Origin of the sequence: Sphaerotilus sp. (assembly GCF_031429695.1) — a bacterium.
GTDB lineage: Bacteria > Pseudomonadota > Gammaproteobacteria > Burkholderiales > Burkholderiaceae_C > Sphaerotilus.
The window spans coordinates 1-26,537 of record NZ_JANPAB010000061.1; the positions used below are offsets into that span (position 1 = coordinate 1).

General features: G+C 66.4%; 29 protein-coding genes. 16 read left to right on the forward strand and 13 right to left on the reverse strand.

Going from position 1 to position 26,537, the window contains the following annotated elements; translation table 11 throughout:
- The 4 genes from RMP06_RS11345 to minE form a co-directional block, all read left to right on the forward strand.
- On the forward strand, positions 1-1,351 hold a 1,351-nt coding region (locus tag RMP06_RS11345; RefSeq protein ID WP_310461891.1), incomplete at its 5' end, for an ABC transporter ATP-binding protein.
- Between the two features lie 111 nt (positions 1,352-1,462).
- Entirely contained in the window at positions 1,463-2,182 is a 720-nt protein-coding gene (gene minC / locus RMP06_RS11350; RefSeq protein WP_310461892.1) for a septum site-determining protein MinC, read from the forward strand.
- 53 nt (positions 2,183-2,235) lie between these two features.
- Entirely contained in the window at positions 2,236-3,051 is an 816-nt protein-coding gene (gene minD, locus RMP06_RS11355; RefSeq protein ID WP_310461893.1) for a septum site-determining protein MinD, read from the forward strand.
- 4 nt (positions 3,052-3,055) lie between these two features.
- Positions 3,056-3,352 carry a cell division topological specificity factor MinE gene (minE, locus tag RMP06_RS11360; RefSeq protein ID WP_310461894.1) on the forward strand — a complete coding sequence of 99 codons (297 nt, stop codon included), beginning with the start codon at positions 3,056-3,058 and terminating at the stop codon, positions 3,350-3,352.
- Here the strand turns inward: minE and RMP06_RS11365 are convergent.
- Genes RMP06_RS11365 through RMP06_RS11375 form a run of 3 tightly spaced genes read right to left on the reverse strand, consistent with a single transcriptional unit; the run spans position 3,328 to position 5,340 of the window.
- Positions 3,328-4,347, reverse strand: a complete 1,020-nt coding sequence (locus RMP06_RS11365) for a CapA family protein (protein WP_310461895.1) — start codon at positions 4,345-4,347, stop codon at positions 3,328-3,330. The genes minE and RMP06_RS11365 overlap by 25 nt on opposite strands.
- On the reverse strand, positions 4,344-4,760 hold the full coding sequence (locus tag RMP06_RS11370) for a hypothetical protein (protein ID WP_310461896.1): 417 nt from the start codon (positions 4,758-4,760) through the stop codon (positions 4,344-4,346). The genes RMP06_RS11365 and RMP06_RS11370 overlap by 4 nt, the downstream gene beginning before the upstream one ends.
- Entirely contained in the window at positions 4,747-5,340 is a 594-nt protein-coding gene (locus RMP06_RS11375) for a 1-acyl-sn-glycerol-3-phosphate acyltransferase (protein ID WP_310461897.1), read from the reverse strand. The genes RMP06_RS11370 and RMP06_RS11375 overlap by 14 nt, the downstream gene beginning before the upstream one ends.
- A gap of 36 nt (positions 5,341-5,376) precedes the next feature.
- Between RMP06_RS11375 and dbpA the strand changes: the two genes are divergently transcribed.
- Genes dbpA through RMP06_RS11395 form a run of 4 tightly spaced genes read left to right on the forward strand, consistent with a single transcriptional unit; the run spans position 5,377 to position 8,752 of the window.
- Positions 5,377-6,813 (forward strand): ATP-dependent RNA helicase DbpA, encoded by a 1,437-nt coding sequence (dbpA, locus tag RMP06_RS11380; protein WP_310461898.1) that lies wholly within the window; start codon positions 5,377-5,379, stop codon positions 6,811-6,813.
- Positions 6,814-6,846: 33 nt separating this feature from the next.
- On the forward strand, positions 6,847-7,659 hold the full coding sequence (gene ppk2 / locus RMP06_RS11385; RefSeq protein ID WP_310461899.1) for a polyphosphate kinase 2: 813 nt from the start codon (positions 6,847-6,849) through the stop codon (positions 7,657-7,659).
- A 20-nt stretch (positions 7,660-7,679) separates the two neighbouring features.
- A complete protein-coding gene (locus RMP06_RS11390; RefSeq protein WP_310461900.1) occupies positions 7,680-8,189 on the forward strand; it encodes an outer membrane protein assembly factor BamE in 510 nt (169 codons plus the stop codon).
- Positions 8,186-8,752: a YgjP-like metallopeptidase domain-containing protein gene (locus RMP06_RS11395; protein ID WP_409050149.1), complete on the forward strand. Its 567-nt coding sequence runs from the start codon at positions 8,186-8,188 to the stop codon at positions 8,750-8,752. The genes RMP06_RS11390 and RMP06_RS11395 overlap by 4 nt, the downstream gene beginning before the upstream one ends.
- Here the strand turns inward: RMP06_RS11395 and RMP06_RS11400 are convergent.
- A complete protein-coding gene (locus tag RMP06_RS11400; protein ID WP_310461901.1) occupies positions 8,736-11,072 on the reverse strand; it encodes a penicillin-binding protein 1A in 2,337 nt (778 codons plus the stop codon). The two genes, RMP06_RS11395 and RMP06_RS11400, sit on opposite strands and share 17 nt — an antisense overlap.
- 152 nt (positions 11,073-11,224) lie before the next feature.
- Between RMP06_RS11400 and RMP06_RS11405 the strand changes: the two genes are divergently transcribed.
- Positions 11,225-12,379, forward strand: coding sequence for a DNA alkylation repair protein (locus RMP06_RS11405; RefSeq protein ID WP_310461902.1), 1,155 nt, complete (start codon positions 11,225-11,227; stop codon positions 12,377-12,379).
- Here the strand turns inward: RMP06_RS11405 and RMP06_RS11410 are convergent.
- The 4 genes from RMP06_RS11410 to RMP06_RS11425 are packed head-to-tail and all read right to left on the reverse strand — an operon-like array spanning position 12,360 to position 14,222.
- Positions 12,360-12,737 carry an ArsC family reductase gene (locus RMP06_RS11410; protein ID WP_310461903.1) on the reverse strand — a complete coding sequence of 126 codons (378 nt, stop codon included), beginning with the start codon at positions 12,735-12,737 and terminating at the stop codon, positions 12,360-12,362. The genes RMP06_RS11405 and RMP06_RS11410 overlap by 20 nt on opposite strands.
- Positions 12,734-13,600 carry an NADPH-dependent 7-cyano-7-deazaguanine reductase QueF gene (gene queF, locus RMP06_RS11415; protein WP_310461904.1) on the reverse strand — a complete coding sequence of 289 codons (867 nt, stop codon included), beginning with the start codon at positions 13,598-13,600 and terminating at the stop codon, positions 12,734-12,736. Before queF ends, RMP06_RS11410 begins: the two co-directional genes overlap by 4 nt.
- Positions 13,597-14,013 carry a type II toxin-antitoxin system VapC family toxin gene (locus RMP06_RS11420; protein ID WP_310461905.1) on the reverse strand — a complete coding sequence of 139 codons (417 nt, stop codon included), beginning with the start codon at positions 14,011-14,013 and terminating at the stop codon, positions 13,597-13,599. Before RMP06_RS11420 ends, queF begins: the two co-directional genes overlap by 4 nt.
- Positions 14,010-14,222: an AbrB/MazE/SpoVT family DNA-binding domain-containing protein gene (locus RMP06_RS11425; RefSeq protein WP_310461906.1), complete on the reverse strand. Its 213-nt coding sequence runs from the start codon at positions 14,220-14,222 to the stop codon at positions 14,010-14,012. Before RMP06_RS11425 ends, RMP06_RS11420 begins: the two co-directional genes overlap by 4 nt.
- Before the next feature lie 231 nt (positions 14,223-14,453).
- Here RMP06_RS11425 and RMP06_RS11430 point away from each other — a divergent pair, with 231 nt between their 5' ends.
- Genes RMP06_RS11430 through RMP06_RS11450 form a run of 5 tightly spaced genes read left to right on the forward strand, consistent with a single transcriptional unit; the run spans position 14,454 to position 19,718 of the window.
- Positions 14,454-15,902: a S41 family peptidase gene (locus RMP06_RS11430; protein ID WP_310461907.1), complete on the forward strand. Its 1,449-nt coding sequence runs from the start codon at positions 14,454-14,456 to the stop codon at positions 15,900-15,902.
- A 30-nt stretch (positions 15,903-15,932) separates the two neighbouring features.
- Positions 15,933-16,712: a HesA/MoeB/ThiF family protein gene (locus RMP06_RS11435; protein ID WP_310462061.1), complete on the forward strand. Its 780-nt coding sequence runs from the start codon at positions 15,933-15,935 to the stop codon at positions 16,710-16,712.
- Positions 16,693-17,598, forward strand: a complete 906-nt coding sequence (locus tag RMP06_RS11440; RefSeq protein ID WP_310461908.1) for an LOG family protein — start codon at positions 16,693-16,695, stop codon at positions 17,596-17,598. Before RMP06_RS11435 ends, RMP06_RS11440 begins: the two co-directional genes overlap by 20 nt.
- Before the next feature lie 2 nt (positions 17,599-17,600).
- Positions 17,601-18,527, forward strand: a complete 927-nt coding sequence (gene rocF / locus RMP06_RS11445; RefSeq protein ID WP_310461909.1) for an arginase — start codon at positions 17,601-17,603, stop codon at positions 18,525-18,527.
- A gap of 24 nt (positions 18,528-18,551) precedes the next feature.
- Positions 18,552-19,718, forward strand: coding sequence for a GNAT family N-acetyltransferase (locus tag RMP06_RS11450; protein ID WP_310461910.1), 1,167 nt, complete (start codon positions 18,552-18,554; stop codon positions 19,716-19,718).
- Here RMP06_RS11450 and RMP06_RS11455 read toward each other — a convergent pair whose 3' ends face one another.
- The 3 genes from RMP06_RS11455 to RMP06_RS11465 form a co-directional block, all read right to left on the reverse strand.
- Positions 19,719-20,786 carry a glycosyltransferase family 2 protein gene (locus tag RMP06_RS11455; protein WP_310461911.1) on the reverse strand — a complete coding sequence of 356 codons (1,068 nt, stop codon included), beginning with the start codon at positions 20,784-20,786 and terminating at the stop codon, positions 19,719-19,721. It abuts the gene before it with no gap.
- Between the two features lie 184 nt (positions 20,787-20,970).
- A complete protein-coding gene (locus RMP06_RS11460) occupies positions 20,971-22,515 on the reverse strand; it encodes a lipopolysaccharide biosynthesis protein (protein ID WP_310461912.1) in 1,545 nt (514 codons plus the stop codon).
- Between the two features lie 105 nt (positions 22,516-22,620).
- Positions 22,621-23,520, reverse strand: a complete 900-nt coding sequence (locus tag RMP06_RS11465; RefSeq protein WP_310461913.1) for a polysaccharide deacetylase family protein — start codon at positions 23,518-23,520, stop codon at positions 22,621-22,623.
- Between the two features lie 563 nt (positions 23,521-24,083).
- On the opposite strand from RMP06_RS11465, the gene RMP06_RS11470 reads away from it, so the two are divergent.
- Entirely contained in the window at positions 24,084-25,343 is a 1,260-nt protein-coding gene (locus RMP06_RS11470; RefSeq protein ID WP_310461914.1) for a glycosyltransferase family 2 protein, read from the forward strand.
- On the opposite strand, the gene RMP06_RS11475 is transcribed toward RMP06_RS11470, so the two are convergent.
- Together RMP06_RS11475 and RMP06_RS11480 are read right to left on the reverse strand one after the other, a co-directional pair.
- Positions 25,333-25,560: a zf-HC2 domain-containing protein gene (locus RMP06_RS11475; RefSeq protein ID WP_310461915.1), complete on the reverse strand. Its 228-nt coding sequence runs from the start codon at positions 25,558-25,560 to the stop codon at positions 25,333-25,335. The genes RMP06_RS11470 and RMP06_RS11475 overlap by 11 nt on opposite strands.
- A 12-nt stretch (positions 25,561-25,572) precedes the next feature.
- Entirely contained in the window at positions 25,573-26,136 is a 564-nt protein-coding gene (locus RMP06_RS11480; protein ID WP_310461916.1) for a sigma-70 family RNA polymerase sigma factor, read from the reverse strand.
- A 119-nt stretch (positions 26,137-26,255) separates the two neighbouring features.
- Between RMP06_RS11480 and RMP06_RS11485 the strand changes: the two genes are divergently transcribed.
- On the forward strand, positions 26,256-26,534 hold the full coding sequence (locus RMP06_RS11485; protein ID WP_310461917.1) for a BufA1 family periplasmic bufferin-type metallophore: 279 nt from the start codon (positions 26,256-26,258) through the stop codon (positions 26,532-26,534).
- Positions 26,535-26,537: the final 3 nt, after the last annotated feature.

A 26,537-nucleotide genomic window follows, 5' to 3' on the forward strand; every position in this document is an offset into this window, starting at 1 on the left:
GATGCTCGGCGGCTTCGACCGCTGGCTGCTGGCGCCGTTCACCGGCTGGTTGCTGTGCTACGGCGCAGCGCTGTGGTACTTCGTGCCGCGGCTGGGCAAGGTCGCGAAGGCGCAGGCCGATGCGCGCTCGATGATGACCGGCCGCATCACCGATGCCTACACCAACATCGCGACGGTGAAGCTGTTCTCGCACTCGAAGCGCGAGGCCGGCTACGCGCGCTCGGCGATGCAGGAGTTTCTGACCACGGTGCAGTCGCAGATGCGGCTCGTCACCGCGTTCGAGATCGTCAACCACGTGCTGAGCATGCTGCTGATCGCGAGCACGACCGGCGCGGCGCTGTGGCTGTGGACGCAGGGGCAGGTCGGCGTGGGCGCGCTCGCGGCCGCCACGGCGATGGCGTTGCGTCTGAACGGCATGTCGCACTGGGTGATGTGGGAGATGACCTCGCTGTTCGAGCACATCGGCACGGTGCAGGACGGCATGGGCACGCTGTCGCGCCCACGCGCTGTCCTCGACCGACCGGATGCACCGCCGCTGGACGTGCCGCGTGGCGAGGTCGTGTTCGAGAACGTCACCTTCTCGTATGGTGCCGCCGCCGCCGATCGCCCGCCGGTGATCCAGGGCCTGTCCCTGCGCATCCGGCCCGGCGAGAAAATCGGTGTGGTCGGGCGCTCCGGTGCGGGCAAATCCACCATCGTCAACCTGCTGCTGCGCTTCTACGACGTGCAGTCGGGGCGCATCGTGATCGACGGGCAGGACATCGCCCACGTCGCCCAGGACAGTCTGCGCGAGCACATCGGCATGGTCACGCAGGACACCTCGCTGCTGCACCGCTCGGTGCGCGACAACATCCTCTACGGCCGACCCGACGCGGGCGACGCGGCGATGATCGACGCGGCCCGGCGCGCCGAGGCCACCGAGTTCATCCGCACGCTGAGCGATCCCGCCGGCCGGCAGGGCTACGACGCCCATGTGGGCGAACGCGGCGTCAAGCTCTCCGGCGGTCAGCGCCAGCGCATCGCCATTGCGCGCGTGATGCTCAAGGACGCGCCGATCCTGCTGCTCGACGAGGCCACCAGCGCGCTCGATTCCGAAGTCGAAGCCGCCATCCAGGCCAGCCTGTACGCGCTGATGGAGGGCAAGACCGTCGTCGCCATCGCCCACCGGCTGTCGACCATCGCCGCGATGGACCGGCTGATCGTGCTGGACCAGGGGCGCATCGTCGAGCAGGGCGACCACCGCAACTTGCTGGCGCAGGGGGGGCTCTACGCCCGGCTATGGGCGCGGCAGAGTGGGGGTTTTCTGGGTGAGGATGAAACCGAATGCATCGGTGAAAATTCACCTGTTTGACCATTCAATCATTCAATCTCTCTACAGTTCTCATTATCGTGGCGCCGTGCTTCTTGGCGGTGTCATCCAGTGGGTACACTTGTCGTATTACCTGATGCCGATTGCTGTCACATGGCCCTAGCGTCTCCGGGAAACTCACCCGCCGTGTTTGATCTGAAAAGTGCAACGCTCACGCTGGTCGCTCTGGTGGTGAAGTCTCCCCGCTTGCCGGATCTGGCTGAACAACTGCGAGTCCGTCTGGGGCCATCGACAGAATTTTTCAATCACGATCCGGTCCTGATCGATCTGGCACACATTCAGGATTCTCTGGAAGCGATCGATTTTCGCGGACTGATCGAACTCATGCGCAGCTACAGCATGGTGCCGGTGGCTGTGCGCGGCGGATCGCCGGCGCAGATGGCCGCGGCCCAGGCGGCCGGTCTGTGCGAGGTACCGCCGCAGGAAGGTCCGCCACCAGCACGTGTGGCCGCTGCGGCACCCGTGCAGCCGCGCGCGTCGTCGGTGATGGTGATCGATCGGCCGCTGCGCTCCGGCCAGCAGGTCTATGCCAAGGGGTCCGATCTGGTCATCCTTGCCCTCGTCAACCACGGCGCCGAAGTGATCGCCGATGGCAGCATCCATGTCTATGCTCCGCTGCGCGGCAAGGCAATTGCGGGTGCCACAGGGGATGTGAATGCCCGGATATTCACGACCTGCATGGAACCTGAATTGATCTCCATCGCCGGGATATATCAGACGACAGATCCGCCGCTGCCTTTGGAGGTGCGCGGTAAATCCGCGCAGGTTCGGCTCGACGGCGATACCTTGATCATCGAACCCATCAAGGTTTGATGTTTCCCCAAGTCAGTAAATAACAAACAAGTCAACAGAAAGGACCTCGACGGATGGCCAAGATCATTGTTGTGACCTCCGGGAAGGGGGGCGTCGGAAAAACAACCACCAGCGCCAGCTTTGCTTCAGGACTGGCGATCAGGGGACACAAGACGGTTGTCATCGACTTTGATGTCGGCCTGCGCAACCTCGACCTCATCATGGGCTGTGAGCGCCGCGTGGTGTATGACCTCATCAACGTCATCAACAGCGAAGTGCATCTGCAGCAGGCCCTGATCAAGGACAAGCACTGCGAGAATCTCTTCGTGCTGGCCGCCTCCCAGACCCGTGACAAGGAAGCGCTGAACAAGGATGGCGTGGGTCGCGTGTTCCAGGAACTGGCGGAGATGGGGTTCGAATACATCGTCTGCGACTCGCCAGCCGGCATCGAAACGGGTGCGATGATGGCGATGCATTTCGCCGACGAGGCGCTGGTGGTGACGAATCCCGAGGTGTCTTCCGTGCGCGACTCGGACCGCATCCTCGGCATGCTGGCCTCCAAGACCCTGCGCGCCATCGAAGGCCGCGAGCCGGTCAAGGAGCATCTGCTCATCACCCGCTACAACCCGACCCGCGTGCAGGGCGGCGAGATGCTGTCGATCGAGGACATCCACGAGATCCTGCGCATCAAGCTGATCGGTGTGATTCCGGAGTCAGAGGCGGTGCTGCAGGCGTCGAACCAGGGCGTACCCGTGATCCACATGGCAGATTCGGACGCTGCAGAGGCCTACAGGGACGTGGTGTCGCGGTTTCTCGGCGAGGAAAAACCGATGCGCTTCATCGATCTGGTGAAGCCGGGTTTCTTCAAGCGGTTGTTTGGCGCGAGGTGACCCCATGGGGTTTCTATCATTCATGCTCGGTGAAAAGCAGAAATCCGCGACGGTGGCCAAGGAACGCCTGCAGATCATCCTGGCCCACGAGCGCACCTCGCGCAGTGCCAGCCCGGATTACCTGCCGGCGCTGCAGCGCGAGCTGCTGGCCGTGGTGACCAAATACGTGTCGATCAACCCGAACGACATCAAGGTCCATCTGGAGCGACACGACAACCTCGAAGTGCTCGAAGTCAAGATCGAATTGCCAGAGGGGCCGCGTGTCAGTTTCGACAGTCAGCGCACCGGTGGCGGTGCCTGACAGCGCATGACCGTCGACTCGCCCCGCCAACCGCAGGGCGTCAGACGGTCCCAGCGCGGTGTGGGCGTGCCGGCATCGTCCATCTGCGCCTCCACCGTGTCCCAGGCCCGTACACCGCGCCGGTCCACCGTCAGGCGCAGCACCCAGCCAATGCGCGCCGGGGGTAGGTCGAAGCCGTCGAACACGAAATTCCCCAGGCTCCAGACGATGGGTTTGCCCTTGTAGGTGTCGGCGCCCTGGGTGACGTGCGGGTGCCCGCCGACCACGGCGTCGGCGCCTGCGTCGATCATCCGCCGGGCGAGTTGCTGCTGCCGGGCGCTGGTGTGCGGCTCTCGCTCCCAACCCCAGTGCATGAACGGGATCACCACATCCGCCCCCGCCTTGCGCGCGGCCCGGATGTCTGCCACCACTTCCCGGTCATCGCTCCAGGCCACGCCCGGCCAGTGCGCGCCTGCCTCGAAGGCGCGCGGCTTGAACTCGTTGTAGCCGAGTACCGCGATGCGCAGACCGTTGCGCCTGATCCAGAGCGGCGCGTGTGCAGCGCGCAGGTTTTCTCCACCACCGAACACCGCGATGCCGGCCGCCTGGACGCGCTGCACGGTTTCCATGAACGCTGCCCGCCCGTAGTCGCCGGCATGGTTGTTGGAGACCGCCAGCGCATCAAACCGTCCTTGCAGCACCGGCAGCACCCGCGGATCGGCACGGAAGGTGAAGATCTTGCTGTCCATCGGCTGGCCGGTGGTGGCGATCGGGCATTCGAGGTTGCCGATGGTGTAGTCGGCGTCGCGCAGCACCGCGTCGAACGCCGCCAGCGGATCGCCACCCGCCGCGATGGTGCGCCCCGGGCCGTCGTCGAGCATCACGTCGCCGGCAAAGACCAGGCGCACGGTGGCTTCCGGTGTCCGGGGCTTGGTGGCGTGGACCGTGGGGGCGGCGGCACAGAAGAAGACGGTGCCCAACGCCAGTGCGGCGCCCAAGCGGAGCAGGCAGTTCATCGGGATGCCTTCCATTCGCACCAGTAGTGCAACTCGCCGTCGCGGACGGGTTCGTAGACCGTCTGGTGTCCGGTGAAGCCGCCATTGCGGCCGGCGCCCTGCAGCGGGGCGGTGTAGCGGCCCTGGTGGACCAGCACTGGTCCGTCGTCGCGGTCAGCGAAGGTCTCGACACGCAACTCGTCCGGCATCCCCGCCGTGCGCAGCAGCACCAGCCGGAAGCGGAAGTACGACCCCACCTCGACCGGCGCCACCCCCAGCGGGCTGGCAACGGGCGTGGCGTCGAGCTGCCGCGCCTCGCCGCCGTAGTCGATGTGGCAGCGCACCCGATCAGCAGCACCCGCCGCCAGCGGAAGCAGCAGGACAGCGAGCCATGCCGCGCCTCGGTGGGTGCGGGCGTGCTTAAAGTTGCGCATCGAACTGCTCCGCATTGCGCCCGCGGATGCCGGCGTAGAACTGCTTGATCGTCACCATGTCGCGCTCGATGTCGCCGGTGGGGTGGAACACCGGGCCGAGGCCGCCGACCTTGCGGTGGTAGTCGAGGTAGGCCAGCACGATCGGCACCCGGGCCTGCAGCGCGATGTAGTAGAAGCCCGTCTTCCAGTAGCGCACCTTGCTGCGCGTGCCCTCCGGCGGCACGATCAGTTGCACCGGCCCTTCGGCGTCCGCCAGCGCCTGCGCCGACGCGGCGACGAGGTTGTTCGAGGTCTCCCGCCGCACCGCGATGCCCCCCAGCCAGTGCATCAGCCCACCGAACGGCGCGCGGAAGATCTGCCACTTGCCCATCCAGTAGATGTGCAGGTTCAGCACGAACGCCACCATCAGCGTGTACGGCAGATCCCAGTTGCTGGTGTGTGGCGCGGCGATGATCACGCACTTGGTGGCCTCGGGCGGCAGGGTGCCTTCCACCGTCCAACCCGACAGGCGCAATACCGTCGCGGAGAGGGCTCGGAAAGCGCTGTTGACGCCGGGTGTGTCGAAGATGGTGCGGTGCATGGGGGCGCATTCTCGCCTGCCCGGATAATCCGCCCCATGCAAGAACCCACGAACGCTCTCGACTCTTTCTCGCGCCTGCCCTTGTCGCCGGCCATGCTCGCCAACCTGGAGCAACTCGGCTATACCCGCATGACCCCGATCCAGGCCGCCAGCCTGCCGCTCGCGCTCGCCGGCCACGACCTGATCGCACAGGCCAAGACCGGCAGTGGCAAAACGGCGGCGTTTGCGCTGGCGCTGCTGGCCCGGCTGGATGTCGCGCGCCAGGACGTGCAGGCGATGGTCCTGTGCCCGACCCGCGAACTCGCCGACCAGGTCACCCAGGAGATCCGCCGCCTCGCCCGCGCGCAGGACAACATCAAGATCCTGACCCTGTGCGGTGGCTCGACCATGCGCCCGCAGATCGACAGCCTCGCCTACGGTGCCCACATCGTGGTCGGCACGCCCGGCCGCATCGGCGACCACCTGGAGCGTGGCAGCCTGGTGCTGGGGGTGCTCAACACGCTGGTGCTGGACGAGGCCGACCGGATGCTCGACATGGGCTTCCACGACGACATCGCCTCCATCGCCCGCCAGTGTCCGCGCCAGCGCCAGACGCTGCTGTTCTCGGCGACGTACCCGGAAGGCATCGCCAACCTGAGCCGCGAGTTCCTGCGCAATCCGCAGGAGGTCAAGCTGAAGGAAGTCCATGCGCCGAGCAAGATCCTCCAGCACTGGTACGAGGTGGCCGAGTCGCAGCGCCTGCACGCCGTGACGCTGCTGCTGAAGAAATACCGCCCCGAAAGCGCGATCGCCTTCTGCAACACCAAGCAGCGTTGCCGTGATCTGGTGGACGTGCTGGTGGCGTCCGGCTTCGAGGCGCTGGCGCTGCACGGCGATCTGGAGCAGCGTGACCGCGACCAGGTGCTGATCCAGTTCGCCAACCGCAGCGCCTCGGTGCTGGTGGCGACCGACGTGGCGGCGCGTGGTCTGGACATTGCGCAACTCGGCGCGGTCATCAACGTGGACATCACGCCGGACACCGAGGTCCACACCCACCGCGTCGGCCGCACGGGGCGCGCCGACGAGGAGGGGCTGGCCTTCAGTCTGGCGAGCCTCGACGAGATGGGGCGTGTCGGCCGCATCGAGGTGCTGCAGGGCCGCGAGACGGTGTGGTCGCCGCTGGCCGAGCTGTTCAACGCCGAGGTCGAGGACGCGCCGCCGCTGGTGCCGCCGATGCAGACCATCCAGATCCTCGGTGGTCGCAAGGACAAGATCCGGCCCGGCGACGTGCTGGGCGCGCTCACCGGAGAGGCCGGCTACGTGTCGGCGCAGATCGGCAAGATCAACGTCACCGATTTCCACACCTACGTCGCCGTGGACACCAAGGTGGCGCGTCAGGCCGCGGAACGGCTGAGCAAGGGCAACCTCAAGGGCCGCAAGGCGAAGGCGCGAATGCTCAAGGACGTGCTGGCCGAGTTTGCTGCACGCGGTTGACGGGTTGATGGGTTGACACAAGGAGCGCACACCATGGGCAAGGACAAGGACAGCAAAGGCAGCAAGAAGGCCACGGATCGCCTCGGCAAATCCGACTACGCCGACGCGCTGGAGCCGCTGGAGGTCGAGCTCAACCGGCTGGCGCGCTGGGTGGCGCACCACGGCAAGCGGGTGCTGGTGGTCTTCGAGGGGCGCGACACCGCGGGCAAGGGCGGGGCGATCAGCGCGGTCAGCGATTGCCTGAATCCGCGCCAGTGCCGCGTCGTTGCCTTGCCCAAGCCGACCGAAGTCGAGCGCACGCAGTGGTACTTCCAGCGCTACGTCGCGCACTTGCCCGCGGCCGGCGAGATCGTGCTGTTCGACCGCAGCTGGTACAACCGCGCCGGTGTCGAGAAGGTGATGGGCTACTGCAGCGAGGACGAGGTGCAGCGCTTCCTGAAGCAGGCACCGGCGTTCGAGCAGCTGCTGGTCGATGACGGCATCCTGCTGTTCAAGTACTGGCTCACGGTGGACCAGGCCGAACAGGAGGCACGTTTCGCCGAGCGCCGTGACGATCCTCTCAAACGCTGGAAACTTTCGCCGATCGACCTGAAGGCACGCCTGAAGTACCGCGACTACGGCATGGCCCGCGACGCGATGCTGGACGCGACCCACACGCAGCAGGCGCCGTGGACGCTGGTGGACTTCAACGACCAGCGGCGCGGCCGGCTGACGCTGATCCGGCACCTGCTGGACCAGTTGCCCGACTGCGACGTGCCCGAACAGCTCATCGAGTTCGAACCTTTGTCCGCGCCCCCGGCGCGAGAATCGTTCACCGGGCTGCTGAAGCCGATTCCGTCCATCTGAACGCAGAACGCACCACCACCATGAAACACCTGTTCACCCGCGGCGTGCTGCCGCTGATGCTGGCCGCCGCGGCGCTGCTGGCCGGCTGCGACCAGCAGAAGATCGCCAAACTCGAAGAGGGCGTGGCGACCGAGATGGACGTGATGCGCGAGTTCGGCACGCCGCTCGACATCCAGCGCGCCGAGGACGGTACGCGTGTCTTCGAGTACACGCGCCAGCCGGAAGGCAGCACCAACTACTACATCACCATCGGCCCGGACGGCAAGATGACCGGTTTGCGCCAGGTGCTGCACCCGGCGTATTTCGGCAAGGTCCAGCCGGGGATGGCGGTGGCCGAGGTGCGCCGCCTGCTCGGTCAGCCTGCCGAGAAGCAGGCCTTCCAGCTCAAGAAGGAAGAGGTCTGGGACTGGCGTTGGCTCGATGTCCAGACGCGCAAAGTGTTCCGCGTCACCTTCGACTTCGACGGCAAGGTGCTGAACGCGGCCTCGCTCGACGATCCGCGTGACGTCTACCAGGGCGGCGGCAAGTGACTCCCGCGCCCGGCGAGGCGACCACCCTGAAGTACCTGCGCGGCTACTCGGCCGATCTGCAGGCGCAGGTGCTGGACCTGGTCGCGCAGGACCAGCTCGGTGCGTTGCTGGCCAGGCGCCACCCCGAGCCCCACGAGGTGCGCACCGACCGCGCGCTGTACGACTACACGCAGGCGCTGAAAAGCCGCTATCTGCGCAGCGCCGAGCCGCTGGCCAAGGTCGTCTATGACCCGAAGCTGAAGGTCATCCAGCACGCGCTCGGCACCCACACCACCATCTCGCGCGTGCAGGGCGGCAAGCTCAAGGCCAAGCGCGAGATCCGGGTCGCCAGCCTGTTCCGCGAGGCGCCGGCGAACTTCCTGAAGATGATCGTGGTGCATGAACTCGCGCATCTGAAGGAGCGCGAGCACGACAAGGCCTTCTACGCGCTGTGCTGCCACATGGCGCCGGACTACCACCAGCTGGAGTTCGACCTGCGGCTGTACCTGACGCACCTGGACCAGCGCACGGCGGCCGCTGTGGTGCCCGGCGAGGGGCTGGCCTCCGTCACAGCGCCGGCGTGACGGTCGGTAGGGCTGGCACGGCGGACGCGGCAGGCATCGCCTGCGGCTCGCTCGCTGCCGTCGGTGGCTCGATGCCGATGCGCTCGACCTGTCCACCCTGCGCCCACTCGGCATAGCGCCAGTCGTTGCCTACGCGCACGATGCCGTCTGGCACGACCGGCGGAATGTCCGGCAGTCCGGCGAGTGCCTTTTCCATGAAACCGATCCAGATCGGCAGGGCCAGCGCGCTGCCGGAGGCCTGCTCGCCCAGGCTGCGCGGCTCGTCGAAGCCCACCCAGGCCACCGCGACGACGCTGGGGTGGAAGCCGGCGAACCAGGCGTCGACGGCGTCGTTGGTGGTGCCGGTCTTGCCGTAGAGGTCGTTGCGCTGCAGCGTGCGCTGGGCGAGTGCGGCCGTGCCACCGGTGCGGGTGACGTCCTGCAGCATCGAATTGACGAGGAAGGCATTGCGCGCCGGAATGGCGTGGCTGTCGGCCTCGTGGGGCGGCAGGCGCGGCGGCTGGAACACGACCACGCCCTGCGCGTTGGTGATGCGGTCAATGAAGACCGGGGTGGTGTCCTGGCCGCCGTTGGCCAGCAGCGCGTAGGCCTGTGCGAGTTGCATTGGCGTGGTGCTGCCGGAGCCGAGCGCCAGCGTCAGGTCGTTCGGCAGACGCGCGGGATCGAAACCGAAGCGGCCCATCCAGTCGCGGGCACTGTCCAGCCCGATCTGCTGCAGCAGGCGCACGCTGACCAGGTTCCTGGACCGCACGAGACCCTGCCGCACGGTGATCGGGCCGTCGAATTTTCCGTCGGCATTGCGTGGCTGCCAGCTGGTGGGTGCTGTGTCACCCAAGGCGAGGAACGGCGCGTCATTGACGAGGGTGCCGGGCATCACACCCTGTTCCAGGGCAGCGGAATAGAGGAAGGGCTTGATGCTGGAGCCCGCTTGCCGCCACGCCTGCGTCGCCCGGTTGAAGGGGCTGCGCGTGAAGTCGAAGCCGCCAACGAGGGCCTGCAGCCTGCCGCTGCCCGGCTCCAGCGCAACGAACGCAGCTTGTACCTGCGGCCACTGGCCGATGGCCCAGCCGGCGTCGCGCCACTCCAGCCGGACGACGGCACCGCGGCGGATCGCGAGTTCCTCGGGCGCATCCGGCAGCAGCGCGGCCCGCACGCGGGTGAGGCTGGCGCCCGTCAGCTGGACCGACTCCCCCGTGGCGAGCTGCGCCGTGACGCCCCGCTGGTTCGACTCGGTGACGATGGCCAGCCGCAGGTCGGTGTCGTCCTGGTGGTCGCGCAAGGCCTGGGCCGCTGCGCGCTCCAGCTCGGCACCGCGCAGGAAAGGCAGCGTTTCGTGACCCTCGGGGCCACGCCAGGGCTGGCGGCGCTCGTGGTCCATCACGGTGGCGCGCAGCGCGGCGTAGGCAGCCTGCTGCTCGGCCGCGCGCACGGTGGTGTAGACCTTGTAGCCCTGCGTGTTCGCGGTCTCGCCGAAGCGGGCGATCACGGCCTGACGCACCATCTCGGCGAGGTATTCGGCGTGGACCTCGGTGTGCGTGGGCAGCCGGATGGCCAGGGTGTCGGTCAGCGCGGCGGCGTGTTCTTCCGGCGTGATCAGGCCGACCTTCTCCATGCGGGTGAGCACCAGCGCCTGCCGGGCGCGGGCGCGGGTGATGTTGGTGACCGGGTTGGCGTAGCTCGGGTTCTGCGGCAGTCCGGCGAGCATGGCCGACTCGGCGATCGACAGCGCCGACAGCGGCTTGCCGAAGTAGACCTGGGCCGCTGCAGCGAAGCCGTAGGCGCGCTGGCCGAGGTAGATCTGGTTCATGTACAGCTCCAGGATCTGCGCCTTGCTGAGGCTGCGCTCGATCTGCAGCGCCAGCAGGGCTTCCTTGAGCTTGCGCTCCAGCGTCTTGCTGGGCGAGAGGAAGAAGTTGCGCGCCACCTGCTGCGTGATGGTCGACGCGCCCTGGCGCATGCCGCCACCGAGGTTGGCCAGCAGGGCGCGGGCGATGCCGAGCGGATCGATGCCGAAGTGCTGCTCGAAGCGGGTGTCCTCGATGGCGAGCACCGCACCCTGCAGCATCGCGGGAATGTCCGCGATCGACACGAACTGGCGCCGCTCTGCGCCGAACTGCCCGATCTGCACGCCGTCGGCGGTGTAGACGACCAGCGGCTGCTGCGGTTCGTAGTGGGTGACCTTGTCGAGCGGGGGCAGGTCGGGCCACAGCCGGACAATCGCCGTTCCGAGCGCCAGAATGGCGACCAGTGCAATCGCCAGCACGAGACCGAACACGATCTTGCCCGTCGTGCGCACGGCCTGCCACCGGCGCCGGTGCATGGAGAGAATCGGCTTCACGGCAGGGCGCAGGGAGGACGGGCGGAGTGGATGGGCGAGACGACTTTAGCTGCCGCTGCGACCGGCCGATCCTCGCCTAAGGAATGGGATGAGGGTTTTTCAGTACACACTGGCGTCCATTTTCCGCCAAGCAGATGACCGAACCTTTCAAGTTGTTGCTGGACCCTGCCGTGGTCCGGGCCATCGGTGCGCACCTCCAGCGGGTCGCGCCGGTGTTTGACCGCCCGCGTTTCGAGCAGCTGGCCCTTGACGGGCTGGAGGCGCTGGAACTCAAGGCCCGCGCGATGCATCTGGCCGATGCGCTGGAATCGACCTTGCCCGCCGGGTTCGCGGCGGGCGTGGAGATCCTGGAAGCGGCACTCGTGCCCGTGGTTGCCGGTGCCGACCTGGGTGCCTTGCGGACCGGCCCGCAGGGGCTTGCCGGCTGGGCGCTTTGGCCGATGGGCGAATGGGTGGCGCGACGCGGGCTGGAGGATCCGCACCGCGCGCTGCAGGCGCTGCACGCCTTGACGCAGCGGTTCACCGCCGAGTGGGCGATCCGGCCCCTGCTGCTGCGGCATCCGGACACGGTGTTCGCCACGCTGCAGCGCTGGTGCGACGACCCCAGCCCGCACGTGCGCCGCCTCGTCAGCGAGGGCAGCCGGCCGCGTCTGCCCTGGGGCCTGCAACTGCGGCCGCTGATCGCCGATCCGGCACCGACGCTGCCACTGCTTGCCGCGTTGCAGGACGACCCGAGTCCGTATGTGCGTCGATCGGTGGCCAATCACCTCAACGATATCGCCAAGGACCATCCCGCGGTCGTCGCGGGATGGCTGCAGCGCCACTTGCCAGGGGCGTCGGTCGAGCGCCGCGCGCTGCTGCGCCACGCCAGCCGGTCGCTGATCAAGGCCGGCGATGCGGCGGTGCTGGCGGCCTGGGGGCAGGGCGAGGCACTGCAGGGCCGCGCCGAGCTGACAGTCACGCCAGCGCAGATCACGCTGGGCGACCGCCTGACTGTTTCGGCGACGCTGACCTCGCTGTCCCGCCAGCCGCAGGCGCTGGTGGTCGACTACGTCATCCACCACGTGAAGGCCAACGGCAGCACGTCGCCCAAGGTCTTCAAGGGCTGGACCCTGACGCTGGCACCGGGCGAGACGCGGACGCTCGTCAAGCAGCATGCGGTGCGACCGATCACGACCCGCGTCTACCATCGCGGTGCGCACCCGGTGGCGCTGCAGATCAACGGCGCGGTGGTGGCTTCCGCAGTCTTTGACCTGCGGGGCGGGGATGTCAAGCCAGTTTCTGGCTGAACCGTTCCGGGCTGAATCCGACGGTGACGCTGCCGTCCGGCCATTGCACGACCGGGCGCTTGATGACGCTGGCCTGGGTCTGCATCAGTGCGCGGGCGCTGGCGGCCTCGGTGACGGCCACCTTGGTGGCGTCGTCCAGCCGGCGCCAGGTCGTGCCGCTGCGGTTGAGCAGCGTCTCCCAGCCGACCTGGGCGATCCACCTGTCCAGCGCGGTCTCGGGGACGCCTTGTTTCTTGAAGTCGTGGAACGTGACCGCCACGCCGCGCTCGGCCAGCCAGGCGCGGGCCTTCTTGACGGTGTCGCAGTTCGGGATACCGTACAGGGTCAGGGCAGTGGTCGGGTCGGTCGGGGTGGTCATTGGCGGGCGTTGCGGACGTTGGCCGGCGCCGCGGCGGGGTGGCTGGTGCGCCAGGGGTTGATGTCGAGTCCGCCGCGGCGGGTGTAGCGGGCGTAGACCTGCAGCTTCACCGGCCGGCAGCGGGTCAGGATGTCCATGTAGATCCGCTCGACGCACTGCTCGTGGAACTCGTTGTGGCCGCGAAAGCTCACCAGGTAGCGCAGCAGGCCGGCCTGGTCGATCTGCGGGCCGCTGTAGGTGATCTGCACGCTGCCCCAGTCCGGCTGGCCGGTGACGAGGCAGTTGCTCTTGAGCAGGTTGGAGGTGAGCGTCTCGGTGACGGGCAGTTCGTCGAAGGCGGCAGTCAGCAGTTCGGGCGCGGGGTGGAACACGTCGCAGTCGATGTCCATCCGGTCCAGGCACAGGCCCGAGAGTTCGTGGAGGGGTTGTGCATCGAACTGCTCCGGCAGGACCAGCCTGACGCCGACGTAGGCGCCGGCCGCCGCGCCCAGGTCACGCACCAGCGCCTCGCGCACCGCGTCGATCGAGTCGAAACGCGTCATGTTGAAGCTGTTGAGGTAGAGCTTGAACGATTTGCTCTCGATGATGTTGGGCGAGTCGCAGGGCACGGTGAAGGTCGCCAGTGCCACCTCGGGCTTGCCGCGCGGGGTGAGCCACGACAGTTCGAACGCGGTCCAGAGGTCGGCGCCCATGAAGGGCAGGCGGCCACCGGCGTTGGCGGCGGTGATGCCGATCTCCTCGCGCTTCGGTGCGCGCGACATCGGATAGAGCAGTTCGGGGGCGTAGGTGTCGCGGTAGGTGGCAACGGCCTTGCCCAGGGGCGAGTCGGCGGGGTCGGTGTGGACGTGGTCTTGGGCGGTCATGGTTCGGGATGGTAGCCAAGCAGCTCGACCGGCGGCTGCAGCCCCAGGCGTTGGGCATGGCGGGCCAGCAGTGGATCGGCGGTGACGAAACCGGTGGCGCCTGCCTCGGCGCTGATCGCCAGGTGCAGCGCGTCGGCGAAGTCCATGCCGGCGGTGTGGGCCATCTGGGCGGTCCAGACCGCTTCGATGTCGGGGCAGTGCAGATTGGGCAGGGCGAGGATGGCGGCGATGACGCTGCCGAGGTCGTTGTGGCTGATGTGCTGGCGCTGCAGCAGCCAGACCAGCTCCAGCAGCACGGTGCCGGTGACGCCAAAACGTTTTGGTTGGCGCAGCAACTCGCGCGCTGCAACGTAGGCGGCGGGCTGGTCGCGCAGGATGAGCCGGGCCAGCACCGAGCTGTCGAGGTAGATCATGGCGGATTCCGTCCGAGGCAAGCTGCGAGTGCATCGACGGCGGCATGGATCGCGTCCAGGTCGAACTCCGGCTCGCGCAGCGGCTCAAGGACGAGGCGTCCCGCGTCGATGGTCAGCGCGAAACGGGTACCGGGCGCCAGATTCAACTCGCTGCGCAGCGCCTTGGGGATGACGATCTGGCCTTTGCTGGAGAGGCTGGCGGTGTGCATCGGGGTGACTCGGCAGGACGATCGGGGGTGGCCGCACAGTTTAGCGACTTCCGGGCGTCCGGCCTTTTCCGGGCGGCAGTGCGGCGAATGGCCGCATTTCCCCGCTTCTCGCCGGATGTGTGCAGGGGCATGGCGGGCCGTTCAGTGGTGGCGCACATGGCCCGTCCTATACTGACCGAACGATTCATGGTGTGCAGGCTGGCGTGGCCTGCAACGCAAGAGGTGTCCGAAATGGGTAGCAAATTGAAGGTTGCGGGTTGGGTGGCTGTCGGGGCCGTCGCCGGTGCGCTGGCCACGATGCAGTTGCAGGCCACGGCGCGCAGCGCGCTCTCGCCGCTGCCGCTGGAGGACATGCAGCAGCTCGCCGCGGTGTTCGACCTGGTCAAGCGGTCGTATGTCGAGCCGGTCGATGAGAAGAAACTGATCCGCGACGCGATCGGCGGCATGGTGTCCGGACTGGATCCGCATTCGGCGTATTTCGAAGGCCAGGCGTACAAGGAATTCCACGAAGGCATCAGCGGCAAGTTCACCGGTGTGGGCATCCAGATCGAGATGGAGGATGGGCTCGTCAAGGTGGTCTCGCCCATCGAAGGCTCGCCGGCGTTCCGTGCCGGACTGCAGACTGGAGATCTGGTCACGCGGATCGACGACACGGCCGTCAAGGGCCTGAACATGGACCAGGCCATCAAGCGCATGCGCGGCCCGAGCGGCTCCAAGGTACTGTTGACCGTCTACCGCAAGGCCGAGAACCGCACCTTCCCGGTCACGATCATCCGCGAGGAAATCAAGACCAAGAGCGTGCGCTCGAAGGTGATGGAGCCCGGTTACGCCTGGATCCGCGTCAACCAGTTCCAGGAGCCGACGCTGCGTGACTTCGTCGAGCAGCTGAAGGAGATCTTCCGCGCCGAGCCAAACCTGAAGGGCCTGGTCCTCGACCTGCGCAACGACCCGGGCGGCCTGCTCGACAGCGCGGTCGGCATCTCGGCGGCCTTCCTGCCCAAGGACGCGGTGGTGGTGTCCACGAACGGCCAGATCGCCGAGTCGCGCAGCGTGCTCAAGGCGTCGCCGATGTTCTATTCGCGGGACGGCAGCGATGTGCTGGCGGGGTTGCCGGCGCTGATCAAGTCGGTGCCGGTGGTGGTGCTGGTCAACGAGGGCTCGGCCTCGGCCAGCGAGATCGTGGCCGGCGCGCTCAAGGACCACAAGCGCGCCATCATCATGGGCTCGCAGACCTTCGGCAAGGGCTCGGTGCAGAGCGAGATGGCACGACTGCCCATGCCTAACACCTCGCTGAAGATCACGACGGCGCGTTACTACACGCCGTCCGGCCAGTCGATCCAGGCCAAGGGGATCCTGCCGGACGTGCCGGTGGACGAAACCGCCGAAGGCAGTCCGTACGCCGCGCTGCGCATGCGCGAGGCCGATCTGGACAAGCACCTCAACAATGGCGACGAGAAGAAGGACGCCGCCCGCGAGAAGGCCCGCGAGGAGGCGCTCAAGAAGCTCGAAGAGGCCAACGCGAAGGCCAAGGATGGCAAGGAAAAGGTGCTGCGCCTGCCCGAGTACGGCGCGCCTGAGGACTTCCCGCTCCAGCAGGCACTCAACCGGCTCAAGGGCAAGCCGGTGGTGGCCTCGAAGACGCAGATCGAGCGCAAAGTCGAAGAGCCGAAGTCGAACTGACCGGGCGTGCGCGTGGACGACATGGACGACATGAACGACGACCAGTTGCTGCGCTACAGTCGGCACATCCTGCTCGACGAGATCGGGGTGGAAGGCCAACAGCGGCTTTTGGCCGGGCACGCGCTGGTGATCGGCGCGGGTGGGCTGGGCTCTCCCGTGCTGCTCTATCTCGCCAGCGCTGGCGTGGGCACGGTGACGGTCGTGGACGACGATACCGTGGACCGCACCAACCTGCAGCGCCAGATTGCCCACACCGAGGAGCGCGTCGGCCAGCCCAAGGTCACGTCCGCTGCGGCCTCGATGGCGGCGATCAATCCGGAGGTGCGCGTGCGGGCGATCAGCGAACGGGCCGACGCCGCTCTGCTCGACCGGTTGGTGGCCGAGGCCGACGTGGTGCTCGATTGCAGCGACAACTTTCCGACGCGGCATGCCGTCAACGCGGCTTGTGTGCGCCATGGCAAACCGCTGGTCTCGGGCGCCGCGATCGGGCTGGACGGCCAGATCTCGGTCTGGGACGCCCGCGGTACCGCCGATCCCTGCTACGCCTGCGTGTTCCCGCCGTCAGCCGAAGTGCCCGAGGTGCGCTGCGCCACGATGGGCGTGTTCGCTCCGCTGGTCGGCATCATCGGCACGATGCAGGCGGCCGAGGCATTGAAAATCCTGAGCGGCTTCGGCACTTCTCTGGCCGGACGGCTGCAGATGCTCGACGTGCGCCGCATGGAATGGACCGAGATCCGCATGGGCCGCGACCCCGCGTGCCCCGTTTGCGCGGATCGCCACAATGAACACCATGGACCCCTCTCATCCTGACCTGAAAGCCCGCAACTTCCCCAGCGCGGAGGAAGAAGCCCTTGCCGTCCAGCCGGTCTCGCGGTACAGCGGCCCGGAAAGCGCTTACCGACTCGCGTTCACCGACAACGAGTTTTTGTTGCGCGACGAGTTGCGGCCGGTACGGATGCAGCTGGAGCTGCTCAAGCCCGAGCTGGTGCAGCGCGAGCAGGGCATCGAGTCGACCATCGTGATCTTCGGCAGCGCCCGCATCCTGCCGCTGAACGTGGCCGCGCGCCGCTACAGTGACGCCGAAGCGAGCGGGGATGCGGTGGCGATCGCCCGTGCCCGCATGCAGGTGCAGATGAGCGGCTACTACGAGGAGGCGCGGCGCTTCGCGGCCATCGTCACCCGCGAGTCGTCTCGACTGGACACGCCGATCCACGTCGTCACCGGCGGCGGGCCAGGCATCATGGAGGCGGGCAACCGCGGGGCCTACGAGGTCGGCGGGCGCAGCATCGGCCTGAACATCGTGCTGCCGCACGAGCAGGAGCCGAACGCGTACATCACCCCCGAGCTGTGCTTCCAGTTCCATTACTTCGCGCTCCGCAAGATGCACTTCCTGATGCGGAGCATCGCACTGGTGTGCTTCCCCGGTGGCTTCGGCACGCTCGACGAGCTGTTCGAGACCATGACGCTGGTCCAGACCGGCAAGTCGCGCCGCCGGCCGATCCTGCTCTTCGGGCGCGAGTTCTGGACCCGGCTGATCGACTTTGACTGGCTCATCGAGACCGGCATGATCGGCCCCCGTGATACCGAGCTGTTCCACTTCGTCGAAACCGCGGAGGAGGCTTGGTCCTGCCTGTCATCCCACTACGGCTTTGACCTTCCTGATACCCAGACCGGCAAATTTGCCGAGGACATGTGACCATGGTTCAGACGCCCAAGCCCGAGGTTTCCCTGATCGGCGTGCCGACCGATGCAGGCGCTTCGGCGCGTGGTGCGTCGATGGGGCCGGAGGCGCTGCGCGTGGCTGGTCTGCGCGAGCGGCTGGAGTCCCACGGGCTGACGGTCCACGACACCGGCAACCTCAGCGGCCCGGCCAATCCCTGGCTGCCTCCGGTCGATGGCTACCGCCACCTGTCCGAAGTGGCCGAATGGAACCGCCTGACGCACGACGCCGTGCTGGCCGAGCTGCGTGCCGGGCGCCTGCCGATCATGCTCGGCGGTGACCACTGCCTGGGCATCGGCTCGATCAGCGCCGTGGCGCGCCACTGCCGCGAGCAGGGCCGCAAGCTGCGGGTGCTCTGGCTCGATGCCCATGCCGACTTCAACACCAGCGCCATCACCCCGAGCGGCAACATCCACGGCATGCCGGTGGCGTGTCTGTGCGGCTTCGGTCCGGATGCGCTGACCGGCATCGGCGGCCATGTGCCGGCGATCTCGCCCAAGGTGATCCGCCAGATCGGTATCCGCAGCGTGGACGAAGGCGAGAAGCGCTTCGTGCACCAGCAGGATCTGGAGGTGTTCGACATGCGCTTCATCGACGAGATGGGCATGCGCCACGCCATGGAGCTGGCGCTGGCCACGCTCGATGGGAACACCCACTTGCACGTGAGCTTTGATGTGGACTTCCTCGACCCGGACATCGCGCCGGGGGTGGGCACGACAGTGCCGGGTGGTCCCACCTACCGCGAGGCGCAGCTCTGCATGGAAATGATCGCCGACACCGGGCGTCTGGCCTCGCTGGATGTGGTGGAGCTGAACCCCGCGTTTGACTTGCGTAACCGCACAGCCGAACTGGCGGTCGATCTGATTGAAAGCCTTTTCGGCAAGAGCACGCTCATGCGCAAGTGAGCGGTGACGGCGACAATCCAGGGCATGACCGATGCTGATGCTTGCCGACTGACCTTGGATCCCTTGCCCGCCCTGGACACCTTGCAGGTGCTGTGGCGTGACCTCGAAGCCCGCGCTCAGGCGAGCTTCTTCACCTCATGGGCCTGGATGGGGGTCTGGCTGGAGACGCTGCCCGCGGCGATCCAGCCCCGCTTGCTGCAGGCCCGCCAGGGCGCGCGGGTGGTGGGGCTGGCGCTGGTGGTGGACGGACCGGTGCGCCAGCGCTTCGGTTTGCCGTTTTGCCGCACCGCCTTTCTGCACGCGACTGGCCGACCCGAGCTGGACATCCTCACCGTCGAGCACAACGACTTCCTGCTCGACCGGGACCATGCACCGGCGGTGCGCGCTGCCATGCTGGGCCATTGGTTGGGCCAGCTTCGGGGCGTGACCGAGGTGACGCTGCCGGGGCTGGCGGGTGGGGGCTGGCCGGCCGAAGTCGAGCGGGCGGGGCGGCGCAAGGTGACACGCGAGGATTGGGTGCGCTGCTCGTATGCGGTGGGCTTGCCCGCCGTGCGCGAGGCGGGTGGCGACTTCCTGACGCTGATCAGCGCCAACACCCGGTCGCAGATCCGCCGCAGCATGAAGGAATACGGGCGCCTCGGTGCCATCACGCTGGAGGCCGCGACCACGGTGGCGCAGGGTCTCGGCTGGCTGGACCGGCTGGCTGCGCTGCACCAGGCGCATTGGGTGGCGCAGGGCCAGCCGGGGGCGTTCAGCAATGCGTTCTTCACCCGCTTCCACCGCACGCTGGTGGAGCGGCATCTGCTGGATGGGGGCGTGCAACTGCTGCGCGTGGCCGTGGGCGAGCAGGATCTGGCCTTTCTTTACAGCTTCGTGCGCGGCGGGCGGGTGTACTTCTACCAGTCGGGACTGGAGTACGGCCTGATCGAGAAACACGCACGTCCCGGTCTGGTCGCCCATGTGCTGGCAGCCCAGTACAACGCCGCCCAGGGGCACGATGTCTATGACTTCATGGCTGGCGAGTCGCGCTACAAGGTCAACCTGGCCACGCTCGACGAGCAGATGACCTGGACGACGCTGCGGACCTCGGCGTGGCGGTTTGATCTGGAGGCTGCGTTGCGTCGGCGGCGCCAACGGCAGCAAGCGACTGCGGTGGCGGATACCGCCGCGGCGCCTGCCGCCGTGGACTGATCACGTTCCCGACAAGGCCTGGCGCTGGCGCTTGGCGGCCAGCGCCCAGCCGGGGGTGAGCAGCTTGAGCAGCACACGCAAGGTCATCGCATCCACCCGCCCGAAGCGCACGACACTGCGCAGCAGCAGCTGCGCCGCCTTGCGCTTGTCGTTGTCGATTTCGGCATCGGCGGCATCGGCGCAGAAGAAACCCAGATCGGCCCGGAAGCGGGGTAATTCGGCCAGATACAGTGCCTCGTCCCGCCGGCAGATGCGCTCGGCAACCCGCAGCGTGTCGATGCTGGCCCGTATGCGGTGCCGTGGCGAGGACATCTGCGTCGATGAGAGCCGGTAGTCCAGCAGCGGGCGCTCCACGAAGGCGACCGATCCAGCTTCGGCCGCGCGGGCCACCCAGTCCCAGTCGCACATCGAACCGGCTTCAGGATCGAAGCTGCCGACCGTCTCCAGCAGATGGCGGCGAAACAGGATGGTCGGTGGGTGGATGAAGTTGCCGTGGGCGATCGCGCGGTAAGCGTTGCCGCGGCAGACAGTCGTGGATGGGGCTGGATCGCTGGTTTCCTCGGGCAAGCAGCCCTGGAGATCCAGGGTGTCGACCTGATCGAGCAGCGAGCGGATGCCTTGCGGTGCGCGGCTGATGGTCGCGTAGTAGCGGCTTGCATGGGCCCGGTCGACTCCCCCCTGCTCGTCGAACGCATCGAAATCGCTGCAGCACAGCACCACCTCCGGCCAGCGCTGCAGCACCCGGGCCTGCACGGCCAGACGTTCCGGGCGGCAGAGGTCATCTGCGTCCATCAATGCGATCAACTCGCCGCGGGCCGCGGCCACCCCGGTGCGGCGTGCGCTGGCGAGACCACCGTTGGGCTGGCAGATGGTCCTCACACGCTCGCCATAGGCGGCGAGCAGGTCGGCGGTGTGGTCGGTGGATCCGTCGTCCACCACGATGATCTCGACGTGGGGCCAAGTCTGGGCAAAGACACTGTCCAGCGTGGCGCGCAAGGAGTGCTGGGCGTTGTACGCCGGTATGACGACGCTGATCAGGCCGGGTGGACTGACAGAAACTCCTGACATGGCTTTGGGCTCCAGGGTGCCCATTCGGGCAGTGTGGTTCTGTTCGTGGTGTGGCGAATGATTTCAGAAGTCACACAAAAAGGGAAGTTTTCCCACCTGGAATCGACGTAGATCGAACACTGCAAGCCACTGAATTCAGTTCCATTAAAGGTATGGGTAATATCGGCTGCGAATGCGTCAATATTCAGACGTGCCGCGCCCAGGGAATCAGCAGAAACGCCAAGCGCTTGAAGGCGGGAATCCGGTTGCCGAGATTGCCGAGCATGGCCAGGTCGTACTGGTTCCAGACCTTGAAGACCAGGGTGCAGGCCAGATAGGTCAGCACGTACAGCACGCCGACCAGAATCTGGTGCAGTGAGGAGGGCGCGTCAGTGGCAATCAGCGCACCCATCGAGACGGCGGCTGCGCTCACGGCTGCGGCGGTCATCCGCGCCATATCCCCGTACGGCAGCGGCACCTTCAGCACGATGCGTACACATGCGAACGAGAACAGGAACACGGCCGCTGTCGAGAGCATGTGGGCAAAGATGGCCCCCATGAGGCCGTAACGCGGCACCAGCCACAGCGCGGTTGCCGCACTCACCACGACGGCAAAGATCGACTCTGCGGCCCGCAGGCGCTGGTTGTCGGTGATCGAGAGCAGGGCGCCAAACGCGGCGTGCGACAGCGTGAAGCCGCGGATGATCACCATCATCTGCAAGGCGAAGGCCGTCGGCGCGTACTTGTCGCCGTACATGAGCGCAATGACCGGCGCGGCCCAGAAGAACCCCACCCCGGTCAGCAGCAGCCCCAGGAAGTGGAAGTAGCGGACGGCATCGCCTGCGATGCGGTTGACCCGGTCGCGTCCCCCGGCACCGAAGGCGTTGGCCATCATCGGCATCAGCACGGTAGTGAGGCCGGTAGAGAGCAGTTCGACGCCACCCCGTGTCAGGGTCGCTGCAATCGTGAAGAAACCCACTGCCTCCGGCCCGGCGAGCTTGTTCAGCAGGAAGGTCTCGACCGACTTGTTGCTGAAGGCAAAGACGAAGGTGCTGACCATCGTCCAGAAGAGGTGCGGCCGCACGCGCTGGAGCAGCGTTTCCTCGCAGTCGCGCCCGCCCTTGCGGATGTCGGCACGGCGCAGCTGGATCGTCGCCATGACCGGGTGGGCGATCGACACCACGAGGAACAGCAGCATGAAACCTTCGAGTGGCACACCGATCCAGGCCAGCACACCGGCGCCGATCAGGTTGACCAGGCTGAGCGCGCTGACCGAGCTGGCCTCGACGCCGAAGCGCCCATGGCCCTTTGCCACGGAGATGCTGAAGAGGTACCAGGCCTTGGTGGCCGAAGCCGACAGCGCGACCAAGGCGAAAAAAGCGAGATGGCCCTCCCAGCCGGCCGGCTTGAGGATGGGCAGCCCCGCCAGAAACACGGTACCAACGGCCAAAATCGACCAGCCTTGACGCTTCTGGAACCAGCGGTGCAGAGCCTGTGCACCCGCATGGTCGCCGCGCCCCAGCGACTCCGAAACGAAGCGGATGGCGGATGTGGTCAGCCCGTGGTTCATCAGCAGCACCAGCACACCCGAGAGCCAGATCAGGTAGGCGTACCGGCCGAAGTCAGCCGGACCCAGTGCCCGGGCCACCAGCATGCTGGCCACGAGACCTGCAGCGTAGGCCACATAGGTGGAGCCGGTCATCAGCAGCGCCGAACGCAGCATTGCCTTGGCGCCGAACTGGTTGCTCATCGTAGTGCCCTGTCCGGCAGGGGTGTCAGACCCGCTGCCATAGAAATCCCTGCCATCAATCGGACCCGATGGTCTCCGTGGAGTCTGAAAGTAACAAAGTGTATGTCAATCGGCCACCTGTCTATGACGGTGCGTCGCCATGCGCACCATGCGTGCGACGAACTGCGCGGCACTGCGCTCGCGTGGCATGAAACGGGGTAGCTGGAAGGGGTCCGCATCGTCCGATGCGACACCGACCGCAGTGGAAACTGCAGCTCGATAGCCGGCTTTGCTGACCATGCGGGCGTGCGCAGAGGTGTAGTCCAGGTTCGGCTTGCCGTTCGGGTAGGCAAAACAGAGTGGCTGCTTGCCGGTCAAGGCCGTGATCTGGTCGCGGTTGGTCTCGATTTCGCGTTGGGCCGTGTCACCGTCGATACGGGCCAGGATCGGGTGGCTGACAGTGTGGCCTCCGATGTCGACACCGGCGTCGGACATGGCCTTGACCTGTGCGTCGTCCATCATCAGGTCGGTCGGCAGGCGCGAGTCCGCACGGCGACACAGTTCTTCGCAGAACTCGTCGCGCTCGGCCGGATCGAGGTACTTGACGGCTTTGGTGAGATCCCCGATCAGGGTGCGGCGCGAGGCCACGTCACTGACGAGGCGCTTGCCGAGCCCGACCCTTGACAGATCGATCTCGCCGGTGTCCAGGCGGCGCACGGTCTCGACCACCGAATCGTTGAACATGCGGCCGCCGTTGAGGTAGCCGGTGGCCACGAACACGGTGGCAGGCAGCTTGTATTCGCGCAGCAGCGGCAGTGCGAGGTCGTGGTTGTCGCGGTAGCCATCATCGAACGTGATGCAGGCAGCGCCCGGCGGCAGACCGCCTTGCTGCAGCAACTCGGCCGCCTCGTGCAGTGGCAGCACGTTGAAGGCACCCGCCAGTGTGCGGAACTGCTCGGCCAGCAAGGCTTGGTGCGGCACATCCGGCTGCAAGGGGTCTGGTTCGGCCAGTACCCGGTGGTACATCAGGATAGGCAGCAAGTTGGTGCCCGACGGATACCGTGCTTGTACGAACCAGCGCGCAATCGGACGAGAAATCCTGATCATTCGAGTTACTCCCACTCCCCGGGTAGCGTTCCCGTGGCATTGATATTATCCGTAACGTAACCAAACGTTTCCATTGAGGTGGGCGATCGTCCCACAAGTCGGGCACCGAAACGCAGTGGTCTGCAACGTAAATGAAATTTACGTGTTCGGGCATGAATGGCAGGGTGCGCTGACAAGTATCCGTGGGGAAACCCGGACAGAAGGGATCGCCCACGCAAGGCGGACGCATTGTGAAGCCTGCCTGCGATATTGGCACGGAGATATCGCCAGAGTTTTCGTATTCGAGAGCGGGCTTTCGCGCTTGGGATCAATCGGACTGACTGATGCAAGTCTGAATCCAAAATGAAACCCCGCTTTCGGTGCCAGAACATTGTAGACCGCCACAATTGTTGCGACTAGGATCAATGGAAACAAGCAAAGTAGCCTGATTCGTGATCAGGTTGACGAAATCTGCTTGTGTTTGGCGACCGTGATCTTGACAAATGCCTGAAGTTTCCATCGTATTGCCAACCTTCAATCGGGTGGATGTGATCGGACGTGCTGTTTCCAGCGTCCTGAGGCAGTCTTTCCCGGATTGGGAGTTGATCGTGGTCGATGACGGATCGACTGACAGCACCCGTGCCCGTCTGGACGGACTCGACCCGCGGATCCGTTACATCGAACAACCCAACCAAGGCGTGTATGCCGCCCGCAACACTGGATTGAAGGCGGTCCGTGGGCGATTCGTCACCTTTCTGGACTCCGATGACGAGTGGCTGCCGCATTTTCTGGCGTTGACGACGGCTTTCCTGCGGGCGCATCCGGATCGGCATTGGGTGACCACCGAGTTTGTTGAGGACCTTGGGGACGGCTCCACCCCGATCCTGCATGATCGTCACGATATCGGCGTTCTGTACTGCGGCTTTGCCCGGGCGGTCCGCTCGCGTGCATTGCTGCTGCCTACGGGGGTCAAGGATGACTATCTGCGGGTCTACGAGCGCAAGCGCGTCGTCGGCGAGTGGGGCCGGGGCATCGTCGAGTCGATCGGGCAGCCGGACGCGATGCTCTACCAGGGCAGCCTCTTTCCCCACATGCGCTGGGGTTATCTGAACTGGTTGCCGGTGACGCTGTGCACCCGCGAAGCCATCGCCCAGATCGGTCCCTTCGCGACCCACACCCGCAGTGCGGCGGACTACCACTTCCTGGCGCGTCTGGCGCGGGCATTTCCGGCCAGCATGATCGCCGTGCCGTCGGCGATCAAGTACGAGCGGGCCGTCGGCAACCAGCCGCTTGCGCAGGCACACCTGGCCACTGGTAGCGGGGCCTACCGTTTCGAGGTGAACAAGCTGGGGTTCTTCGACGAGCTGTTTGCCGGGCCGGACTGCACCGACGAGGAGACGCTCCGGCTGCGCCGTCACTACTGTCTGGCGGCGGGGCACCGCGCACTGGCGCTCGGCTTGCGGCAGGAGGCCATTGGCTACCTGCGGCAGGCAGCGGCGTGGCAGCGCGGGCTGTGGGGCGCTTGGCCAAGGCTGGTGCTGGCCCGGATTGCGCCAGGGGACGCGACGGCACGGCGTCTTTACAGTGGCTGGATCCGGGGGATGGACGTCGTTCAGCGCCTGCTGTCCGGTCGCCTGTCACCGGCAACGGCCCTGCACAAGGCGTTGCGTCGTGTCATGAAACCAACGGCGCCGCTGTATGACGAACGCAGCGATGGTCAGACAGTGACCGATGCCGCACTGGCCCAGTTGCTCAAGAGGTAGGCGGGTGGGCCGGCGGCGCCGTGTCGCGGCCGTCTGCGTAGCGGCGCCAGCCGTCCATGGCGCCATGCATCAGTTTCACCTGCTTCGAAAAACGGGTGCAGCCCTTGCAGTAGCCAAGGTGCATGCGGATCAGCACGCGCTCGCCCAGCGGCAGCACGCGGTCCTCGCCTTCAAGCACGAGGCGGGTGGTTTCCTTGCAGGTCAGACGCAGTCGCATGGCGTGTTCCGTTCAGTTCGGCGTGTGTTGGCCGGTGAACCAGTTCACCTGGAGGCACTCGCGCAACCGCAGTCTGGCGCGGTGCAGCAGCACGAACAGGTTGGTCGCGCTGATGCCGGTTTCCTTACAGATTTCTTCGGTGTCGAGTTCGAGCCACTCGCGCATCACGAAGACGCGGCCTTGCTGGCCAGGCAGGTGTTCCATGCAGGCTTCCAGCACGTCGAAGAACTGTCGCTGCCCCAGCGCCGCACCCGGATGGCCCCAGTCCGCGGGCATCTCTTGCCAATGTCCGTTGGACTTGAACAGCAGGTCGTCGAGATCCTCGTGGTCGTCGTCGGTCGAGGTCGACACCTCGCGCCGGTGCCGGCGGATCTGGTCGATCACCTTGTGCTTGAGGATGCCGGTCAGCCAGGTCTTGAGCTGTGCCGCGCCGGTGTAGGCCAGCGGCTTCTCGAGCGCCGCCAGCAGCGTCTCGGACACGGCGTCTTCCGCCCAGGCGTTGTTGCGCAGCTGGTTGCGGGCATAGCGCAGCAACTGGGGGCGCAGGGCCTGGATCTGGTGGGCGAAGTCGGTCATTCGGGGCGGCGAGCGAGGCCGGAAAAAATTTCGTGGACCCAGTGTAAGGAATCCGGTCTCCTGTGCGACAGAGTCCTGTCTGCTGAACAGCGACACAGTCCACCACACGGAGAACCTACATGAACCAACGCCTCATCCTCTCTTCTGCCCTCGCGTCTGTCCTCGCACTGGGTGTCATTGCACCTGCCGCCGCGCAGGACAAGGCCAAGGAAAAGTGCTTCGGCATCGCCAAGGTCGGCCAGAACGACTGCGCCAACCTCTCGGGTACCCACTCCTGTGCCGGCCAGAGCAAGGCCGACATGGGTGCTGACGAATGGAAGTACGTCCCCAAGGGCACCTGCAAGGACCTGAAGGGCATGACGGCCGAAGAGGCCAAGATGGGCATGATGAAGAAGTGAGCC

Excerpts from the sequence above, each read along its gene's own strand:
- RMP06_RS11420 (WP_310461905.1), bottom strand. The coding sequence starts at position 14,013 with ATGATCTACCTCGACAGCTCGGTGCTGGCCCGGCTCATCCTGCGCGAC.
- RMP06_RS11460 (WP_310461912.1), bottom strand. The coding sequence starts at position 22,515 with ATGAGCAACCAGTTCGGCGCCAAGGCAATGCTGCGTTCGGCGCTGCTG.
- minE (WP_310461894.1), top strand. The coding sequence starts at position 3,056 with ATGGGGTTTCTATCATTCATGCTCGGTGAAAAGCAGAAATCCGCGACG.
- RMP06_RS11405 (WP_310461902.1), top strand. The coding sequence starts at position 11,225 with ATGACCGAACCTTTCAAGTTGTTGCTGGACCCTGCCGTGGTCCGGGCC.
- RMP06_RS11425 (WP_310461906.1), bottom strand. The coding sequence starts at position 14,222 with ATGCACACCGCCAGCCTCTCCAGCAAAGGCCAGATCGTCATCCCCAAG.
- RMP06_RS11470 (WP_310461914.1), top strand. The coding sequence starts at position 24,084 with ATGCCTGAAGTTTCCATCGTATTGCCAACCTTCAATCGGGTGGATGTG.
- RMP06_RS11440 (WP_310461908.1), top strand. The coding sequence starts at position 16,693 with ATGGACCCCTCTCATCCTGACCTGAAAGCCCGCAACTTCCCCAGCGCG.
- minC (WP_310461892.1), top strand. The coding sequence starts at position 1,463 with ATGGCCCTAGCGTCTCCGGGAAACTCACCCGCCGTGTTTGATCTGAAA.
- RMP06_RS11475 (WP_310461915.1), bottom strand. The coding sequence starts at position 25,560 with ATGCGACTGCGTCTGACCTGCAAGGAAACCACCCGCCTCGTGCTTGAA.
- ppk2 (WP_310461899.1), top strand. The coding sequence starts at position 6,847 with ATGGGCAAGGACAAGGACAGCAAAGGCAGCAAGAAGGCCACGGATCGC.
- RMP06_RS11465 (WP_310461913.1), bottom strand. The coding sequence starts at position 23,520 with ATGTACCACCGGGTACTGGCCGAACCAGACCCCTTGCAGCCGGATGTG.
- RMP06_RS11370 (WP_310461896.1), bottom strand. The coding sequence starts at position 4,760 with ATGCGCAACTTTAAGCACGCCCGCACCCACCGAGGCGCGGCATGGCTC.
- RMP06_RS11450 (WP_310461910.1), top strand. The coding sequence starts at position 18,552 with ATGACCGATGCTGATGCTTGCCGACTGACCTTGGATCCCTTGCCCGCC.
- minD (WP_310461893.1), top strand. The coding sequence starts at position 2,236 with ATGGCCAAGATCATTGTTGTGACCTCCGGGAAGGGGGGCGTCGGAAAA.
- RMP06_RS11435 (WP_310462061.1), top strand. The coding sequence starts at position 15,933 with ATGAACGACGACCAGTTGCTGCGCTACAGTCGGCACATCCTGCTCGAC.
- RMP06_RS11365 (WP_310461895.1), bottom strand. The coding sequence starts at position 4,347 with ATGAACTGCCTGCTCCGCTTGGGCGCCGCACTGGCGTTGGGCACCGTC.
- RMP06_RS11455 (WP_310461911.1), bottom strand. The coding sequence starts at position 20,786 with ATGTCAGGAGTTTCTGTCAGTCCACCCGGCCTGATCAGCGTCGTCATA.
- rocF (WP_310461909.1), top strand. The coding sequence starts at position 17,601 with ATGGTTCAGACGCCCAAGCCCGAGGTTTCCCTGATCGGCGTGCCGACC.
- RMP06_RS11485 (WP_310461917.1), top strand. The coding sequence starts at position 26,256 with ATGAACCAACGCCTCATCCTCTCTTCTGCCCTCGCGTCTGTCCTCGCA.
- RMP06_RS11410 (WP_310461903.1), bottom strand. The coding sequence starts at position 12,737 with ATGACCACCCCGACCGACCCGACCACTGCCCTGACCCTGTACGGTATC.
- queF (WP_310461904.1), bottom strand. The coding sequence starts at position 13,600 with ATGACCGCCCAAGACCACGTCCACACCGACCCCGCCGACTCGCCCCTG.
- RMP06_RS11400 (WP_310461901.1), bottom strand. The coding sequence starts at position 11,072 with ATGCACCGGCGCCGGTGGCAGGCCGTGCGCACGACGGGCAAGATCGTG.
- RMP06_RS11390 (WP_310461900.1), top strand. The coding sequence starts at position 7,680 with ATGAAACACCTGTTCACCCGCGGCGTGCTGCCGCTGATGCTGGCCGCC.
- RMP06_RS11430 (WP_310461907.1), top strand. The coding sequence starts at position 14,454 with ATGGGTAGCAAATTGAAGGTTGCGGGTTGGGTGGCTGTCGGGGCCGTC.
- dbpA (WP_310461898.1), top strand. The coding sequence starts at position 5,377 with ATGCAAGAACCCACGAACGCTCTCGACTCTTTCTCGCGCCTGCCCTTG.
- RMP06_RS11375 (WP_310461897.1), bottom strand. The coding sequence starts at position 5,340 with ATGCACCGCACCATCTTCGACACACCCGGCGTCAACAGCGCTTTCCGA.
- RMP06_RS11480 (WP_310461916.1), bottom strand. The coding sequence starts at position 26,136 with ATGACCGACTTCGCCCACCAGATCCAGGCCCTGCGCCCCCAGTTGCTG.